Consider the following 16,626-nt stretch of genomic DNA (forward strand, 5'->3'; position numbering starts at 1 on the left):
GGTGGAGCTAGCCGACTGTTAACGGGGGCTGAGAAGGTGCTCGGCCTCGGGAGCGGCGGGCTCCTCGATCTGGTTCTCCCACTTGGCGACCACGGCGGAGGCCACCGAATTGCCCAGGACGTTGGTGGCCGAGCGGCCCATGTCGAGCAGGTGGTCGACGCCGAGGATCAGCAGCAGGCCGGCCTCGGGCAGGTCGAAATAGGTCAGGGTGGCGGCGATGACCACCAGCGAGGCGCGGGGGACGCCGGCCATGCCCTTCGAGGTGATCATCAGCAGCAGCAGCATGGTGACCTGCTGGCCGAGGGAGAGGTCGATGCCGTAGGCCTGGGCGATGAACAGCACCGCGAAGGTGCAGTACATCATCGAGCCGTCGAGGTTGAACGAGTAGCCCAGCGGCAGGACGAAGGAGGCGATCCGGCGCGAGATGCCGAACTTCTGCAGCTCCTCCAGGGTCCGCGGATAGGCCGCCTCCGACGAGGCCGTGGCGAAGGCCAGCAGGGCCGGGCCCCGGATCGCGCCCAGCAGCTTCATCGCCCGCGGTCCGACCACCAGCAGCATCGCCGCGATCAGCAATCCCCACAACACGCCCAGAGACGCATAGAACCCCAGCACGAACTTCGCGTAATCGACCAGCACCCCAAGTCCCTGCGTAGCAATCGTTGCAGCAAGAGCCGCGAATATTGCGAGAGGAGCGGTCTTCATTACATAACCGGTCACCTTGAGCATTATGCTGGCGATCTGATCGACTAATGCGATGACCGCCGGAGCTCGGTCATCGAGCGAGGCCACCGCGGTGCCGACGAAGATCGAGAACACCACGATCTGCAGGATCTCGTTGTTGGCCATGGCCTCGACGATGGACTTCGGCACCAGGTGGGTGACGAATTCCTTCAGGGTGAGCTTGGTGGCGTCCACCGCGCCCGTGGCGCCCGCCGCCTCGTCGATCAGGTCCATGCCGACGCCGGGCGAAATCAGGTGGACCATCAAGAGGCCGATGGTCAGCGAGACGATCGAGGCGCTGATGAACCAGGCCATGGTCTTGACGCCGACCCGGCCGATGCTGGCGGCGTCCTCCATGTGGGCGATGCCGGCCACCAGGGTGGAGAACACCAGGGGCGCGATGATCATCTTGATCAGCCGCAGGAAGACGTCGGTGATGATGGTCAGGTTGCCGGCGACTTCCTTGGCCTGCTCCGGACTTAGGCCCTGGTTCACCCCCCAGCCGACGGCGACGCCGAGCACCATGGCCCCCACGATGAAGGCGGTGAAAAGACGATTCATGAGGACTCCCGGGCGTTCGCGCCGGCCTTTGTCGCCGAGATTGGGGCCGTTCGTCCATAGCGCCGCGAAATGGAGCCGAGGACGTCTCGCAACCGTGACAAGAGCGGGCTAAACTGCCCCATGTCCATCGAGAAAGAAGCAGCCGCCATCGTCGAGCGGCTGGACGCCGAATACCGCGCCACCGTCGAGGCCCTTCGGGCCGCCCTGAAGATCTTCCTGGCCGGCGGACCGCCGCCGGACCCCAGCGCCCGCGCCAGCGGGGCCTTCGCCTATCCCGAGCTACGCCTGACCTGGCCCCCCGGCGAGGTCCATCCGCGCCTGGGCCGCGCCTATGCCCGGCTGTCCCAGCCCGGCGACTATGCGGTGACGGTCACCCGGCCCGACCTCTATCGCGACTACCTGATCGAGCAGATCAGCCTGCTGATGACCGACTTCAACGTCACCCTCGAGGTCGGCCGCTCCAAGCAGGAGATGCCCTTCCCCTACGTGCTGGACGGCGCGGTCGACATCGCCATGGCCGACATCGGCTCGGCCGACATCGCCCGGCACTTCCCGACCACGGAGCTGGCCCACATCGGCGACGAGATCGCCGACGGCATGTGGAACGCCAGCCTGGAGCCGGCCCGGCCGCTGGCCCTGTTCGACGGCCTGCGCACCGATTTCTCCCTGGCCCGCCTGACCCACTACATGGGCACCCCGGCCGAGCACGTGCAGCAGTACGTGCTGTTCACCAACTACCACCGCTATGTGGACGAGTTCGTCCGCTGGGGCTGCTCGCAGCTGAAGGCCGCCGGCCCCTACACCGCGCTCTCGGCCTCGGGCCAGGTGATGGTCACCGCCGAGACCGAGAACCCCGAACAGGTCATCGCCGACGGCCCCTGGCGGCGCCACCAGATGCCGGCCTACCACCTGATGGCCGAGGGCCGGACGGGGGTCACCCTGGTCAATATCGGGGTCGGCCCCTCCAACGCCAAGACGGTCACCGACCACCTGGCGGTCATGCGGCCCCAGGCCTGGCTGATGATCGGCCACTGCGGCGGGCTGCGCGGCTCCCAGACCATCGGCGACTATGTCCTGGCCCACGCCTATCTGCGCGACGACCACGTGCTGGACGACGTCCTGCCGCCCGAGATTCCCATCCCGCCCATCGCCGAGGTGCAGGTGGCGCTGGGCCGCGCGGCCGAGGCGGTGACCGGCGAATCCGGCGAGATGCTGAAGCGCCGGCTGCGCACCGGCACGGTGGTGACCACCGACGACCGCAACTGGGAGCTCCGCTTCTCGTCCAGCTCCCTGCGCTTCAACCAGTCGCGCGCCGTGGCCATCGACATGGAGAGCGCCACCATCGCCGCCCAGGGCTACCGCTTCCGGGTGCCCTACGGGACCCTGCTCTGCGTCTCGGACAAGCCGCTGCACGGGGAGATCAAGCTGCCCGGCCAGGCCAACGCCTTCTATGAGCGCGCCATCGGCCAGCACCTGCAGATCGGCATCGCCACCATGGACCTGCTGCGCAAGGAAGGCCCCAGGCTGCACTCCCGCAAGCTGCGCAGCTTCGACGAGCCGCCGTTCCGGTGATCGGCCGAGGTCGTCACGAGCTGGAGCAATCGGGTCAACCTACCCCAACCGCGGGCAATTGGCCGACCAACCGGAGCAGGCATGGGCGTCAGGAACTACTTGATCGAAGGCGTTTCCGGCGCCGGGAAGACGGCGGTCGCCACGGAATTGCAGCGGCGCGGCTACCAAGCCATCCATGGTGACCGGGAACTGGCGTATCGAGGCGACCCGGAAACGGGTCTACCGATAGCTCGGCCAACGGATAGGCCCACGGCCGTCTGGATGTCCGAGCACCAAGTCTGGGATGTGGAGAAGGTCAAAGCCTACATCGCCATCAAGTATGAGCCGGTCACCTTCTTCTGCGGCGGCTCCAGGAATTATTCGAAGTTCGTCGACCTGCTGGACGGAGTGTTTGTCCTGGAAGTCGACTTCGAGACCATGAGCCGGCGGATCGATGAGCGCGTGGCGCTGGACCCCACGGACTTCGGCGGAAAACCAGAGGAACGGGAACTCATCGCGCGACTGTTCGCGACGAAAGAAGACATTCCAAAGAACGCGATTGGCATTAACGCCACGGCCCCGATCGCCCGCGTCGTCGACGATATTCTCTCGAAATGTGGAGCCGCCGACAAGGGGGGCGGATAGCAACGCCGCGCTGACGTGATCGCGCGCCTCGGCGGCGCGCCGCCACTTGTGCGTGTCGCAGCAGCGCCATAAATCCGGAGCGAGGGCGTGGCCGCGCCGCACGTCGGGCCGTAGGCGAGATGACCCCATTCCATCATCTGCTCGGCAACAACCTCGTCGCCAGCATCACGAACTTCACCGTCTGGTTCGCCATCACCTTCTGGGTCTATCTGGAGACGAAGTCGGTATTCGCCACCGGCATGATCTCCGGCATCTACCTGGTGCTCACCGCGGCTCTCGGCTTCTGGTTCGGCAGCCTGGTGGACCATCACCGCAAGAAGCTGGTGATGCTGGGCTCCAGCGTCGCATCCTTCGTGCTCTATGCGATCTCGCTGGCGATCCACGAGCTCGCGCCGGAGGGCAGCCTCGCCGACGTGGCGGGCGCGCCGCTCTGGCTCTTCATCGTCGTGGTCATGTTCGGGGTGATCGCCGGCAACCTCCGCAGCATCGCCCTGCCCACCCTGGTCACCCTGCTGATCCCGGAGGATCGTCGCGACAAGGCCAATGGGCTGGTGGGCATGACCACCGGCGTCGGCTTCCTGACCACCTCGGTGATCAGCGGCTTCCTCGTCGCCTGGGGCGGCATGTTCTACACCCTGGTCTTCGCCATGGGGCTGACGGCGGCCGCCTTCCTGCACCTGCTGTTCGTGCCGTTGCGCGAGCCGCGCGACGCCTCGGCGGCGGCGGGCGACGGCCAGACGGGGCCCAGGCGTGTCGACATCGCCGGCACCATGCGGGTCATCGGGGTCGTGCCCGGCCTGTTCGCGCTGATCCTGTTCGCGACCTTCAACAACTTCCTCGGCGGCGTCTTCATGGCCCTGATGGACGCCTATGGCCTGTCGCTGGTGAAGGTCCAGACATGGGGCCTGCTCTGGGGGGTGATCTCCAGCGCCTTCATCATCGCCGGCCTGGTCATCGCGCGGTACGGCCTCGGCCCTTCGCCGCTGCGGACCCTGCTGATCGTGAACCTGATCATGTGGGGCGTGTGCTGCGTCTTCACGATCCAGCCCTCGATCTGGCTGCTGACAGCGGGCTGCTTCGTCTGGATGTTCCTCGGCCCCTTCGCCGAGGCGGCCGAGCATACGACCTTGCAGCGGGTGGTGCCGTTCGAGCGCCAGGGCCGGGTCTTCGGCTTCGCCCAGTCGGTGGAGCAGGCCGCCTCGCCGCTGACCGCCTTCCTGATCGGCCCCTTCACCCAGTTCCTCGTCATCCCCTTCATGACCACAGGCGCGGGGGCGGACGCCATCGGCGACTGGTTCGGCCGAGGCCCCGACCGGGGGATCGCCCTGGTCTTCACAGTGGCCGGGGTGATCGGGGTGATCGTCACCATCCTGGCGTTCAATTCGGGCGCCTATCGCAGGCTCGCCTCGGCCTATGCATCCAGCCCGGACCCGCAACCCAGCGGGGCGTGAGGCCCTGCCGGCGCCGAGCATGAGTTCCTCCTCCCCTTGCGGGAGAGCAGGTAAGCTTACGTGTTTGATTTTGCTCACCTTTAATCCACCATTGGGCCATGCACCGGTCCTACCCAGCTACGCAAAATCAAGGACTTAGGCGGGCACACGACACAGAACCTGCACAGGTGTCCCGCCATGACGTTCCTTCTCGACGCCCAGGAGTTGAAGACTGGGCTGATCATCTTTCGCCGCGGCGACGTCAAGCACCGCAACTGGTATTGCCGCATCAAGCTGCCCCAGGCGGACCGCTACAAGACGATCTGCCTCAAGACCTCCGACGTCGATTCCGCCAAAGAGCGGGCGTTCGACGAGGACGCCGACCTCCGCTTCCGCATCAAGCATGACGTGCCGATCTTCAACCGGCCGTTCAGCGGGGTCGCCAAGGATTTCCTCGCCCAGCAGAAGGAGCGCGCCGAGGTCGGCGAGATCACCCAGCACCGCTGGGAGACGATCGACTCCGTCATCCATAGCCAACTCAACCGCTACGTCGGCTCCATCCAGATCAACCAGCTCGGCCAGGACCGCTGGACCGGCTATCCGATCTGGCGGCGCAAGGACGCCATGGCGCGGAAGAAGGACGAGAACGAGCGCAAGGCGCGCCAGGAAGACGCCGAGGACAGGCAGGACAAGAAGGAATTGGCCAAGATCCGCGCGGAGGTCCCGAAGGACCGCAAGGGCCGCGTCCGCCTGCCGACCGGCGAGGTCAGCGACGCCAGCATCCGCAGCGAGATGTCGATCTTCCGCTCGGTGATGGTCTATGCGGCGGCCAGGAAGTTCATCAACGAGAGCCAGGTTTTCAAGGGCAGGCTGCTGCTGGCCAAGGTCCGGCGCGAGGAATTCACGCCGGAGGAGTACCGCCACCTCCACACCTACGCCCGCAAGTGGGTGAAGCAGGCGCCGACCGATCGGTCCAAGTGATATCGGACGGTCGCCTACAATTTCGTGCTGATCATGTGCAACACCGGCATGCGCCCGCCGGAGGCCAAGAACCTGCGCTGGCGCGATGTCGCCATACGCAAGGATGACCAGGGCCGCACGCTGGTGGTCCTTCACGTGCGCGGTAAGGGCAAGTTCCGCGACCTCGTCGCCGCCGGCAACGTCGCCGATTACCTGGAGCGGGTCCGCGCCGAAAGCAGGGCGACGAAGCTCGACGACTTCGTATTCACGACCGAAAAGGGCCAGCCGGCCAGCACGCTCTACGAGAGCCTGATCGAGACCCTGCTGGAGAAATCCGAGCTGCGCGTCAGTTCATCGGGCAAGCTGCGGTCCACGTATTGCTTCCGTCACACCTACGCGACGTTCCGCCTGACCGAGGGCGTCGACGTCTATTTCCTGGCCAAGCAGATGGGCACCTCGGTGAAGATGATCGAGGACCACTACGGGCACATCACGCCGGTGAAGAATGCCGAGCGCATTCTGCAGGGATTGCCCGGTTGGGAGCCCATCGCCGCCTTGCCTCCGGCCGAGGCCAAGAGCGACTCCGTGAACGGAGACGCGGCCGAGGCCAAAGCGCCGGCCGCCAGGCCGAGAGCCAAGAAGGCCGCTTGAGATGAGCCGGAGCGCCGGGTCGACGCATCGAGTTCGATGCGCCGGCGCGACGGCTCACCTCGCACCCGTGCGCCCGAGGGCGCTCTTGAGGATGCGAGACCATTCCCCTTGCTTTTTGGTGTCAAATTTGCCATCATGACCACTGCCAGAGATACTCGCGCGATCAGCTGGATCAAGGGCGCGCAGAAGGACTTCGCGGACTTCCCCGAGGACGCCCGCCTGACGTTCGCCCGCGCACTCACGGTCGTCGCCGAAGGTCGAACGCCGGACATCGCCAAGCCCCTGACCGGGCTTGGATCCGGGGTGATGGAGCTGGCGCTGAAGCACCGCGGCGACGCCTTCCGGGTCGTCTATGCGCTTCAGATCGGCGAAGCGATCTGGGTGGTGCATGCCTTCCAGAAGAAGGCGACGCGCGGAATTGCGACGCCCAAGCACGAGATCGACCTCGTGCGTGAGCGGCTGAAGCGACTAAAGGAGGCGTTGAAGTGAGACCCGACGACGACATGGAGCTGGTCCACGGCAGCGGGAACGTCTTTCGCGACCTCGGCCTGCCCAATCCGAACCTCGAACAGCTGCGCGCCATCCTGGCGGCGAAGATCATCGGTGTGCTCGATGACCGCCATCTCACCATCCGCAAAGCGCAGGAGCTGACGGGAATCGCCGCGGCGGATTTCTCGCGCATCCGGCAGGTGAAGCTGGAGCGCTTCACCGTCGACCGGCTGATGAACATCCTTGACCGGCTGGGGCAGGACGTGGAGGTTTCCGTCGAGGTTCATGCTCGGAGGGGCGCGTCACCATCAACGCCGAAGGCGGCCTGACCCTCAAGCCGACGGCCTGCGGCTCAACGCTCCCGCCGCCGTTCCCGATTGAGGTCAGCTTCGACGACCGCGGCGCGGCCCGTCGGCTGCAACGGCTCGAACCTCGCACCCCGCTCCAGCCAACCGGCGACCCGCTCACGCGCTGACGCCATGATCCGCTGTTGCGCGGATGGCTCGGCCACCCGCGCCCGAACGACGGCTTCGACCACGCGGAGGTTGGCGCGGGCACCGGGGTCGTCGGCCTCACGGGCTCGACGCCGCGGCTCACCGCCCGAGCGGTCTCGGCGCTCGATCCGGCGATCCAGTTCCTGGATGTCGCGCTCGGTCGGCCGATAGCCGCGGACCTCGATCCCCGCTGACCGCCCGACAAGCCAGGCCTCGCGGCGGAAACTGGTCTCGCCGCGCGCCACGACGATCGACCAGCCGCGGTGCTGGGCTATGGCGGTCATGTCGCGGATGGTGTTCGGATCGGAGCGGGCCGCGACGAGCTGGCGGCCGCGGTCGCGGAACGCCGGCGCGGCGACCTTCGCGTCGACATAGAAGCCCAGGCCTGCCCCGCCCCGGCCATCGACATAGTAACGTCGGCGCAGGGCGTCGGGCACGTCGCCTTCAGCGACCGAGCGGTTGCGCACACCTGGGCTCAGCGCGTTGGGAACGGCGGGATCATCGGCCATGGTCGATCTCCGAGATGGCAGGTTGGACGGATGCGTCGATGAAGCGCTCGACCCAGGCCTCCACCTCGTCATCGCTGGCGCCTTGCGGCGGCAACGGCTCCAGGCCGGCCGCCTCCAAGGCCGGCAGGACGAGGCTCAGGGTCAGGTCGTCGGTGTCTCCGGGAGCGGCGCGTTCGGGCGCTCGCGGCGTGGCTACGGAGGCCGAGGACGAAGGTGCGAAGTTCCCGGCCAGCGCGATCCCCGGATGGGCGGCGACGCCTGGCGGCGGCAGGACGCGTTTTGCGAAAGCCCGCTCGCGCCAATAGACGATCTTGCTGCCGAGCACGGGCGGCATGCCGGAGCGCAACACGATCAATCGTTCGGCCGGCATTTGAATGAAGGTGCCGATGTTGCCGCCGACTGCCTGAGCGTAGGCAGGCTCGGCGGTCGCCAGGGCGAACAGGCCGATGAGCACAACATGCGTGGCAAAGCGGCGAGCGGATCGCGGGGTCACTATTGGCCCTCATTGGCGGTGAGTGCTGGCGTTGAAATGCGGATGACGAAGCTTGCGGCGCCAGCCGTCTGTCCGAACACGTCCCAGGATGGCCGCGAAGGAAGCGGCTCAGCGGCCAATGCCTCACCCGGCGGCGGCCCGGGCGCCACTTGGATCGCCGGCACGATCCGCGCTGCGGCCGCTCTCACCTTGGCGACATAGCCGTTGTTGAAGCCACGGGTCGGATCGCCAGTGTTGTATCGCGAGAGCGCCATCCGAAGGGCCAGCTGCTCGCCCACCGTATCCGCGCCACTCTGACTATAGCCCGCCTGCAGCACGCGGCCGGCCGCGGCCAGGTTGCGGCAAGGGTCGAAGGCCGCCTCGACCGACAATCCTAACCAGCCAAGACTCTTGCTGTTGATCTGGGCGAGGCCGAGGTCGACGCTGCGACCGGCTGCAATGAGAGCCGACGCCTTCGCTGCGGCGTCGGCCTGCCTCCGCGCGCTCACCAAGATGCGTGGCGAGCCGTTCACCCCGATCGCCAGCGGATTGAAGCCGCTTTCGACCTGCACAACAGAAAGCAGGCTCTCAGGCGACACGGCTGGCGCACATCGTGCGGCGAGTGCCGATACTTCAGGCAGCGTCAGGAACATTCTTCGGCTCCCTTTCGCATCGCGGTGCGAACTTTCGGGGCTATCGGCATCGATGACTCCTGTGGCGGAGCCTGCCGTAGAGAAGCCGCGGGGAGGAGCCGTAAGCCTACCCGTTCACGCCGCGTAGGTTTACGGGGCGGACGCCTTCAGCAGGCCGACATCGCGCGCCATCAATACGGCTTGGAAGCGTGTCTTCACGCCGAGGTGATCGCAAATCTTGAGAAGGTGACCTTCGACAGTGCGGCTGGAGATCCCAAGGATGCCGCCGATATCGGCGGCGCTCTTTCCGTGCTGGACCCAGTAGAGGCACTCAAGTTGTCGGTTGGTGACGCCGATTGGCGCAAACGTCCGCTCCTCAGTGACGAGCGGCAAGTTGACGATAGAACCGGAATTTGGAGGCGGGCGATTGTCTAAGGACACGACACATTCTCACTGATTGCAAAGAAGTCCCCCGACTAGGATTTGTGCGGATAGCAGCTGGTGCGACACAGCCGCCGAACCGAATGGGTCGACCGCATTCTCGCTACTCATAATTGTGGCCAATTCGATGCCCGGCGACAACTCGTCAGGATTGCCGACCGTCAAATTGCGGAGGGATCCTCGACCATGATTATGCCAAGCTTGACGGCCTTCGCGACCGCTTGGATACGATTGTGAACCTGGAGCCGTGAGCACGCGTCGCCGATATGCTGATTCACCGTGCGTGCCGAGATGCCTAGCGCCGCGCCGATCTGGCGTGACGTCTTCCCGGACGCGGCGAGGTGCAGGCAAGAGATTTGTCTCGGGCTCAGCGATATGGCGGGACGGCTGTCGGGGGGCAGTCTTGTCATTCCAGAAGAGCCTTAGCGGTTAGCACCAACCGTTCGCGGAGAGGCGGGCATGGATGACCGCCCGATCTCCAAGGGCCGAGCCAGACGCCGCCGAGCGCTGCGTGTCGACGATGATAGGCGTCTGGCTCGCTCACGGCGCGTCGGCGTCGGGTTGGATGGCAGGATGGGCGGCGGCAAAAGGCGCTAGCGCACCAGCGGCCGAAGCCGCTCGCCGCACATTCGGGAAGGAGTCCAGATCAACCTTGAAGCGCTCCGCCGAATAGACCTGGGGCACGAGCAGGCAGTCGGCGAGGCCGGGCTGGTCGCCATAGGCGAAAGCACCGCCGTGCTGCGCGATCAGCCTGTCTAGAGCGACGAAGCCGTCGGAAATCCACCCGACGATCCAGGCGTCAATCTGGTCGGGTGTCGCCCTGAAATCGCTGCGCAGCGCCTGCAGGACGCGGAGATTGTTCAGAGGATGGATGTCTGCGCCGATCAGGGCTCCCATGGCCCGGACGATCGCCCGGCCGCGCAGATCGGCCGGCAGCATCGCCGGCTGCGGCCATTTCTCATCGAGCCATTCCAGGATCGCCAGGCTTTGAGTCAGCACGCCGTCTTCGGTTTCCAGGGACGGGACCAGGCCTTGCGGCGCAATCGCCAGGTAGGCAGGGTCGCGCTGGGCGCCGTTCCGCAAGTCGTGGGCGACTTGTCCGTAGCAGACACCCTTCAGGTTCAGGGCAATGCGGAGCCGGTAAGCCGCCGTCGAGCGCCAGTAGCCGTGCAGGACAAGGCTCATGACGCCAGGGCCGATGTTATCAGGCCCAGGCACTCTCCGAAGCCGATACTGACATAGCCATTGGCCACCGCGCGCCCGGTCAGAGTGATAGCGTCGCCGTCCTGCAGGAAGGCCCGCGTCTCGCCGCTCGGGAGGGCAATTGGTTGCTGCCCCCCCTGGGTGAGCTCCAAGAAGCTGCCAAGGCCGGTGTCATCCGGTGTCGAGATCGTGCCCGTGCCCAAGAGATCACCGGGGTTGAGATTACAGCCGCCGCTGGCGTGGTGCGTCACCAATTGCGCGAGCGTCCAATAGAGATTGGCTGCGGAGCCGACGGCGAGGCGGTGGGGCGGCAGGCTATCCCGGCGCATCGCCTCGGTGGAGATCTGCACCTCCAGATCGATAGCATAAGCGCCGCATGCCTGGTCGGACTCGCTCCACAGGTAAGGCAGGGGGGGCGGATCACCCGCTGGACGAGCAGGTTGGCTGGTCCGGAATGGAGCCAGGGCCTCGGCGGTAACCACCCATGGCGAGACCGTGGTCAGGAAGTTCTTGGCCAGGAATGGTCCTAGCGGTTGGTATTCCCAGGCCTGGAGATCGCGCGCCGACCAGTCGTTGAGCAGGCAAAGACCGGCGATGTGCGGGTCGGCGGACGTGATCGGGATCGGCTCGCCCAGGTCGTTTCCCTGGCCAATCCAGACCCCCAGTTCCAGCTCGATGTCGAGGCGCTGACTTGCTCCGAACACCGGTGTGTCAGCACCCGGCGGAAGGCGTTGGCCGCTGGGCCGACGCACCGGCGTACCCGAGGGGCGCACCGACGAAGATCGGCCATGATAGCCGATCGGCACGTACTTGTAGTTGGGCAGCAGCGCATTGTCGGGTCTAAAGAGCGCGCCGACATTCCGGGCGTGGTGAATGCCGGCATAGAAATCCGTGTAGTCGCCGATCCTCGCCGGAAGATGCATGGCGCACCCCGGGGCGGGATAGAGCCAAGTCTCCACTTCGGCCCTATCGGGCGCGCCGACCTTCAGCAACTCCGAGAGCCGCCGACGCAGGACGCGGCGCTCGCTTGACGGGCACGCCAAGAGGGCGTTGAGCGTGCGATCGGCCGCCGCATTCACGGCGTCACGGACGGTGACCATCAGACCCGATTGAGCTGCGAGGGAAAGGTCGAGGATTTGATCGCCGATCGCGACGCCGCAGCGTGGTGCGCCGCCCGGCGGACTGAAAACCCCAAGCGGAAGGTTCTGTAGCGGGAAATCGCGATGTCCGTTCGCGCTCTCGACCCAACTCGTGGCTGCGGGATCGTGGGTCTCGTCTAGCTGCGGCCGCATCTAGAGCTTCACACTCGGCAGGTCCGACCAGCAGGCGTCGTAGTCGGATTGCAGGAGTGTCGTCTCGGCCGCAAACGGTGTCGGTCGGATTACCCAGCGCGTCTCGAACATGAAGGCCAGCGTGTCTTCAATCTTATGCGGAACTAGGTCGGCGGCGATGGCGCGCGCGTAGGTCTCAGCATCGGGACCGTGCCCGGACATGCAATTGTGGAGGCTGGCGCCGCCAGGCGCGAAGCCGCCGGCCTTGGCGTCATATGCGCCGTGGACCAGGCCCATGAATTCGCTCATCAGATTTCGGTGGAACCACGGTGGCCGGAATGTCCGCTCGGCAACCATCCAGCGTGGCGGGAAGATCACAAAGTCGCAGTTGGCGGTGCCGGGGGTGTCGCTTGGGCTGGTGAGCACCGTGAAGATCGAAGGGTCGGGGTGATCGAAGCTGACCGTTCCCATCGTGTTGAAATGCGCGAGGTTGTATTTGTAAGGCGTCAGGTTGCCTCGCCAGGCCACCACGTTCAGGGGCGAGCCCGCCACCGTGGTCGTCCAGACCCGGCCCTGGAATTTCTGGACTAGCTCATGGGAGCGGTCGTCGTCCTCGAACCAGGCGACCGGCGCCAGGAAGTCCTGCGGGTTGGCCAGGCCGTTCGAGCCCAACGGCCCCAATTCCGGCAACCGGAACGGTGCGCCATAGGTCTCAGCGATGTAGCCGCGGGCCGTGCCGTCGAGCAACTCCACCCGGAACTGTACACCTCGTGGCACGACCACGATCTCACCGGGAGTTACCGACAGAAGTCCCATCTCCGTGGCGAGCCGCAGCCGGCCCTGCTGCGGAACGATCAGAAATTCGCCGTCCGCGTTGGCGAAGCACCGATTGGCCATGGATCGGTTCGCGGCATAGAGGTGAATGGCGGCGCCGGCCGCCATGCTGGGATCGCCGTTGCCGCCGTAAGTCACAAGACCATCGACGAAGTCGACGGGATGGTCGGGGATCGGAAGCGGATCCCAGCGAAGCCGGTTCGGCGACGGCGCGATCTTGTCGAAGGGGCCGGACACAAGTCGAGAGGGGGTCACATACGGACTATAGGGCGGCTGAGCGGCGGTGGGCCGTAGCCGGTAAAGCCAGGTCCGACGGTTCTCGGCGCGCGGGGCTGTGAAGGCGGCTCCGGAAAGCTGCTCCGCGTAGAGGCCGAACGGAGTCCGTTGCGGCGAATTCTGCGCCAGAGGCAGAGCGCCACCTCTGGCCTCCGACGCCAGCTGGTTACCGAAGCCGCTCTGGTAGGCTTCCGTCTGGGGGAGTGCGGCGACTGTCATGAGTGATCGGCGCTCCTGTGGCCGTTCGTCGCCTGGGCGACGAGGGCCAGGACCCGGTCGGGGGCGGCGAGTTCATGTGCGAGCAAAAGGGCGAGGCGCGCCAGGGTGTCCCGATCATCGCCCGGCCCGGCATCCAGGCCGCGGCTCAAGGCCTCGAAGATCCGCTCGAGGTCGGTGGGGACTGATTGGAAATCGGCGTCCATCGCCGCGACCGGCGATCCGGATGGTGGGCTATCGCCCAGCGCCAGACGTAGCGCTGCGCACAGCGCATTGGGATCGGCCGCTGGTAGGCGCGCCGCAACATGCTCGTCCGGTCGGACCAGATATAGAGGCACGTCCTGCGCGGCGAAGGCGGCAGCCAGCCGGCCGCCGTCGTCGATGACAGCTGGATGAGGCCCGCACGCCGACGAGGTCGATACCAGCACGGGGCTGACTAGCGGCGGGAGCCCGGCCAGCAGTGCGTTCACTTTGGCCTCCTCGATGTGGTCCCGGAAGATCAGCAAGGTGAAGGCCTGCCTGGCCAAGACGTCATGGAGGTGGGCTGCGCGCGGGCCACCTTCGTCGACGATGCTGGCCGGCAAGTTGGGGATGACAGCGCCTGGTCGGACTCCGACGGGCACCTGGTCGTGGGCGACGACAGGCGAGGTGTCATAAACGTGGGCGGAAGACTGGCGTGGGTTGAGCAGCGCTCCGGCCCAGGCGACGTCGGTCGCCAGCGACAGCACCGCATCGCGCATCACGCGGAAGCCTTCGGTGGGTGGCGACATGAACCAGGTGCTCTTGGTCGCTGCAGCGAGGTTTTCGCGCGTCGCGCGCAACCGTTCGGCGGTGTAGCTGTCGAGGAGCGGTAGGTCGGCGTGCCCGCGCGCGACTAGGGCCAGCTTCCAGGCCAAGTTGTGAGCGTCATCGAAACCAGAGTTGAGGCCGCGGACCCCAAAGATTGGGACGAGGTGAGCGGCGTCGCCCGCGAACATCACACGCCCGTGGCGGTAGTTGGCCAACGTCAGGGCATGGGCGCGGTACACGCTCTTCCACACCATTCGCCAGCCACCGGTCACGCCCATCATGTCCAGGTGAGCCTGGATGCGCGGAGCGAGCTTGTGGTCCTGCAGCGCGAGCTCCGCGTCCTCCTCGTCCCCGAGCTGGATGTCGATCCGCCACATGTCGTCAGGCTGGACGTGCAGAATCACCGTGGAGCCCGGATTGGAAGGAGGGTCGAACCAGACCAGCCGTTCGACGGGCAGATTGGGCGCCGCCACGGAGATGTCCGCGATCAGGTATCGACCTTCGTAACTGCTGCCTTCGAGCGACAGGCCCAGGCTTCCCCGGACCCGCGAGCGTCCACCGTCGGCCGCGACGACCCAGGCGGCGTCGAGCTCATACGAACCTGCCGGCGACGAGACGACCAGCCTGACACCGCTGATGTCCTGAACGACCTCGGCCACCGCGTGGTCCCGCCTAATCTCGAGAGCAGCGGCGCCGAGGGCTTCTGCGCGGTCGAGGAGGACACGCTCCGTGCGGTACTGTTGGATGTTGACGAATGGCGCGTGCCGATCGGACGGCTCCCGCGGCATCTCCAGCTGAAACGCTAAGGCGTCACGATGGAAGGTCTTGCCGCGCGACCAGGGCAACGCTTGCGCCGAGAAGGACGGGCCAACGCCGGCACGGTCGAGAATTTCCTGGCTGCGGCGGGAGATACAGATCGCCCGGCTAGTCCAGGTCGCTTCGGCCGCGGCCTCCAGCACAAGTGGGCGCAGTCCGAAGGCGGCTAAGTCGAGGGCGATGACCAACCCCACTGGGCCGGCGCCCACGACAACGACATCGAATGTCTCAGGTGACGGCATGATGGCGGACACGCGTGGGCCAGTTCTGGGCAAGGTCAGGTCTTCGGGATGCGACGCGGACAGGGCTCAAGTGGCGCCCGGCGGACGCTGGTCGTCGGGCGCGGTGCCGGAGAATGCGATCAACGCTCCCGCGGACAGCCCGGTGGGAGGATAGATCACCTGCGTGTTGATGCGCCGCTTGAGCGCCTTCCCCTCATCGCCGGAATACAGCACCCGACGGTCCCACCCCTCGGTAAGCACAGCACCCGACCGGCCCAGGTCGAGACAGGTGACATAGCGGGCCTGCTCATAGGGAAGACCGGGCAGCCCCAGGAGGTCGCGCGCGGCGTTCTCGCCGGCGAAGCGGCCGAGCTGCAAAGCGTGCTGACAGGATTGGAGGGTCGCATGGTCGCCGCCGGTCTCTGCCGTTGCTGCATCACCAGTCACAAAGACTTTCGGCGCCGCAGGCGCGCGCAGCGTCGTATCGACCTTAAGCCGTCCGAGGCTGTCGCGCTCGCCAGGCACACATTCGGCGAAAGGCGCCGCGACCATCCCCGTCGTCAGGACGATCGCGTCACCTGTGAGCGTTGATCCATCGGCGAAGCTGATCGCGTTGGTCGAAAAGGACATGATATTTGCGCCGAGCCGCAGTTCGACGCGCGCCGTTACGAGAGCCTCTTCGATCACCGGCCGCGGGCCTTCGCCCAGTTCCGATCCAACGACGAGAGCGCGATCAACCAGAACGATCTTCATCCGTTCGCCCAGGGCGGCGTTGCCCAGAGCGGCCATCCGATCACGGAGCTCAAGCGCCAGTTCGATGCCGGTGAACCCAGCGCCCACGACGATGACCGTAGCGGTCGCTGGTGACGCCTCGCAAAGCACCGCTAGTCGTCGGTCAAGGGCGATGGCCTCGTCCTGGGTATCGATCGAATGGGCGAGGAGCGCGCCGGGAACCGGCGGTCGGCGCATGACGCTCCCTGTCGCCACCACGAGGCGGTCGAAGCCAATCCGCTTGCCGGAGCGCAGGCGTACTTCGGAAGCGGACACATCCAGACCGACCGCGTCGCCTGCAATGAACTGCACTCCGGCGGCGCCGAGCAGTGGTAACAGATCGACGCCGAGGGTCTCTGGCTGGGCTTCGTAGAGGCGCGGACGCATCTGCAGGATCGGCTCGCGCGAGACGACAGACACCGTCGCCCGGTCGCCGGCGACACGCCGAGCGGCGAGCGCCGCCCAGAAGCCGGCGAAGCCGCCGCCAACGATCAGCAACTGGTCCGGCATGTTTCAGCTCCCGCTGGCTCTTGCCCCGGCTGTCTCAGATTGAGCGATCCGGTGGTGATCGGAGTCAGCCTCAGCCGCTCAAGCGGCAGGCTGCGATTTGTGAGATAAGAGTTCATTGAACTATCAATATGAGATATTATAGGCGTTGGCAATACAGGCTGTCC

The 16,626-nt window shown here is 66.1% G+C and carries 18 protein-coding genes; 7 read left to right on the plus strand and 11 right to left on the minus strand.

Annotated elements, in window-relative coordinates; translation table 11 throughout:
• Positions 1–18: 18 nt before the first annotated feature.
• The gene (locus tag Q8Q88_RS20970) at positions 19–1,281 is read right to left on the minus strand and encodes a dicarboxylate/amino acid:cation symporter (protein WP_305677131.1); all 1,263 of its coding nucleotides are present in this window, start codon (positions 1,279–1,281) and stop codon (positions 19–21) included.
• 120 nt (positions 1,282–1,401) lie between these two features.
• Here Q8Q88_RS20970 and Q8Q88_RS20975 point away from each other — a divergent pair, with 120 nt between their 5' ends.
• From Q8Q88_RS20975 to Q8Q88_RS21005, 7 genes are all read left to right on the plus strand, one after another.
• A complete protein-coding gene (locus Q8Q88_RS20975) occupies positions 1,402–2,853 on the plus strand; it encodes an AMP nucleosidase (RefSeq protein ID WP_305677132.1) in 1,452 nt (483 codons plus the stop codon).
• A gap of 81 nt (positions 2,854–2,934) precedes the next feature.
• Positions 2,935–3,477, plus strand: coding sequence for a hypothetical protein (locus Q8Q88_RS20980; protein WP_305677133.1), 543 nt, complete (start codon positions 2,935–2,937; stop codon positions 3,475–3,477).
• Positions 3,478–3,596: 119 nt separating this feature from the next.
• Positions 3,597–4,928: an MFS transporter gene (locus Q8Q88_RS20985; RefSeq protein ID WP_305677134.1), complete on the plus strand. Its 1,332-nt coding sequence runs from the start codon at positions 3,597–3,599 to the stop codon at positions 4,926–4,928.
• A 177-nt stretch (positions 4,929–5,105) separates the two neighbouring features.
• Positions 5,106–5,888, plus strand: coding sequence for a hypothetical protein (locus Q8Q88_RS20990; protein WP_305677135.1), 783 nt, complete (start codon positions 5,106–5,108; stop codon positions 5,886–5,888).
• 24 nt (positions 5,889–5,912) lie between these two features.
• Positions 5,913–6,518 (plus strand): site-specific integrase, encoded by a 606-nt coding sequence (locus tag Q8Q88_RS20995; protein ID WP_305677136.1) that lies wholly within the window; start codon positions 5,913–5,915, stop codon positions 6,516–6,518.
• Between the two features lie 135 nt (positions 6,519–6,653).
• Positions 6,654–7,007, plus strand: a complete 354-nt coding sequence (locus tag Q8Q88_RS21000; RefSeq protein ID WP_305677137.1) for a type II toxin-antitoxin system RelE/ParE family toxin — start codon at positions 6,654–6,656, stop codon at positions 7,005–7,007.
• A gap of 14 nt (positions 7,008–7,021) precedes the next feature.
• Positions 7,022–7,336, plus strand: a complete 315-nt coding sequence (locus Q8Q88_RS21005; RefSeq protein WP_305677138.1) for a helix-turn-helix domain-containing protein — start codon at positions 7,022–7,024, stop codon at positions 7,334–7,336.
• A 23-nt stretch (positions 7,337–7,359) separates the two neighbouring features.
• On the opposite strand, the gene Q8Q88_RS21010 is transcribed toward Q8Q88_RS21005, so the two are convergent.
• From Q8Q88_RS21010 to Q8Q88_RS21055, 10 genes are all read right to left on the minus strand, one after another.
• The gene (locus Q8Q88_RS21010; protein WP_305677139.1) at positions 7,360–8,010 is read right to left on the minus strand and encodes an LPD7 domain-containing protein; all 651 of its coding nucleotides are present in this window, start codon (positions 8,008–8,010) and stop codon (positions 7,360–7,362) included.
• Positions 8,000–8,503 (minus strand): hypothetical protein, encoded by a 504-nt coding sequence (locus Q8Q88_RS21015; RefSeq protein ID WP_305677140.1) that lies wholly within the window; start codon positions 8,501–8,503, stop codon positions 8,000–8,002. The genes Q8Q88_RS21010 and Q8Q88_RS21015 overlap by 11 nt, the downstream gene beginning before the upstream one ends.
• Positions 8,503–9,135 carry a lytic transglycosylase domain-containing protein gene (locus Q8Q88_RS21020; RefSeq protein WP_305677141.1) on the minus strand — a complete coding sequence of 211 codons (633 nt, stop codon included), beginning with the start codon at positions 9,133–9,135 and terminating at the stop codon, positions 8,503–8,505. The genes Q8Q88_RS21015 and Q8Q88_RS21020 overlap by 1 nt, the downstream gene beginning before the upstream one ends.
• A gap of 129 nt (positions 9,136–9,264) precedes the next feature.
• Complete coding sequence (locus tag Q8Q88_RS21025; protein WP_305677142.1) at positions 9,265–9,555, minus strand: helix-turn-helix transcriptional regulator; 291 nt, start codon at positions 9,553–9,555, stop codon at positions 9,265–9,267.
• A gap of 161 nt (positions 9,556–9,716) precedes the next feature.
• Entirely contained in the window at positions 9,717–9,965 is a 249-nt protein-coding gene (locus tag Q8Q88_RS21030) for a helix-turn-helix transcriptional regulator (protein WP_305677143.1), read from the minus strand.
• A gap of 130 nt (positions 9,966–10,095) precedes the next feature.
• Positions 10,096–10,740, minus strand: a complete 645-nt coding sequence (gene maiA / locus Q8Q88_RS21035) for a maleylacetoacetate isomerase (protein WP_305677144.1) — start codon at positions 10,738–10,740, stop codon at positions 10,096–10,098.
• Complete coding sequence (fahA, locus tag Q8Q88_RS21040) at positions 10,737–12,050, minus strand: fumarylacetoacetase (protein WP_305677145.1); 1,314 nt, start codon at positions 12,048–12,050, stop codon at positions 10,737–10,739. The genes maiA and fahA overlap by 4 nt, the downstream gene beginning before the upstream one ends.
• Positions 12,051–13,358 carry a homogentisate 1,2-dioxygenase gene (hmgA, locus tag Q8Q88_RS21045; RefSeq protein WP_305677146.1) on the minus strand — a complete coding sequence of 436 codons (1,308 nt, stop codon included), beginning with the start codon at positions 13,356–13,358 and terminating at the stop codon, positions 12,051–12,053.
• Positions 13,355–15,214, minus strand: coding sequence for an FAD-dependent monooxygenase (locus Q8Q88_RS21050; RefSeq protein ID WP_305677147.1), 1,860 nt, complete (start codon positions 15,212–15,214; stop codon positions 13,355–13,357). The genes hmgA and Q8Q88_RS21050 overlap by 4 nt, the downstream gene beginning before the upstream one ends.
• A 54-nt stretch (positions 15,215–15,268) precedes the next feature.
• On the minus strand, positions 15,269–16,462 hold the full coding sequence (locus tag Q8Q88_RS21055) for an NAD(P)/FAD-dependent oxidoreductase (protein WP_305677148.1): 1,194 nt from the start codon (positions 16,460–16,462) through the stop codon (positions 15,269–15,271).
• Positions 16,463–16,626: the final 164 nt, after the last annotated feature.

Source organism: Phenylobacterium sp., assembly GCF_030697925.1.
Lineage (GTDB): Bacteria > Pseudomonadota > Alphaproteobacteria > Caulobacterales > Caulobacteraceae > Phenylobacterium.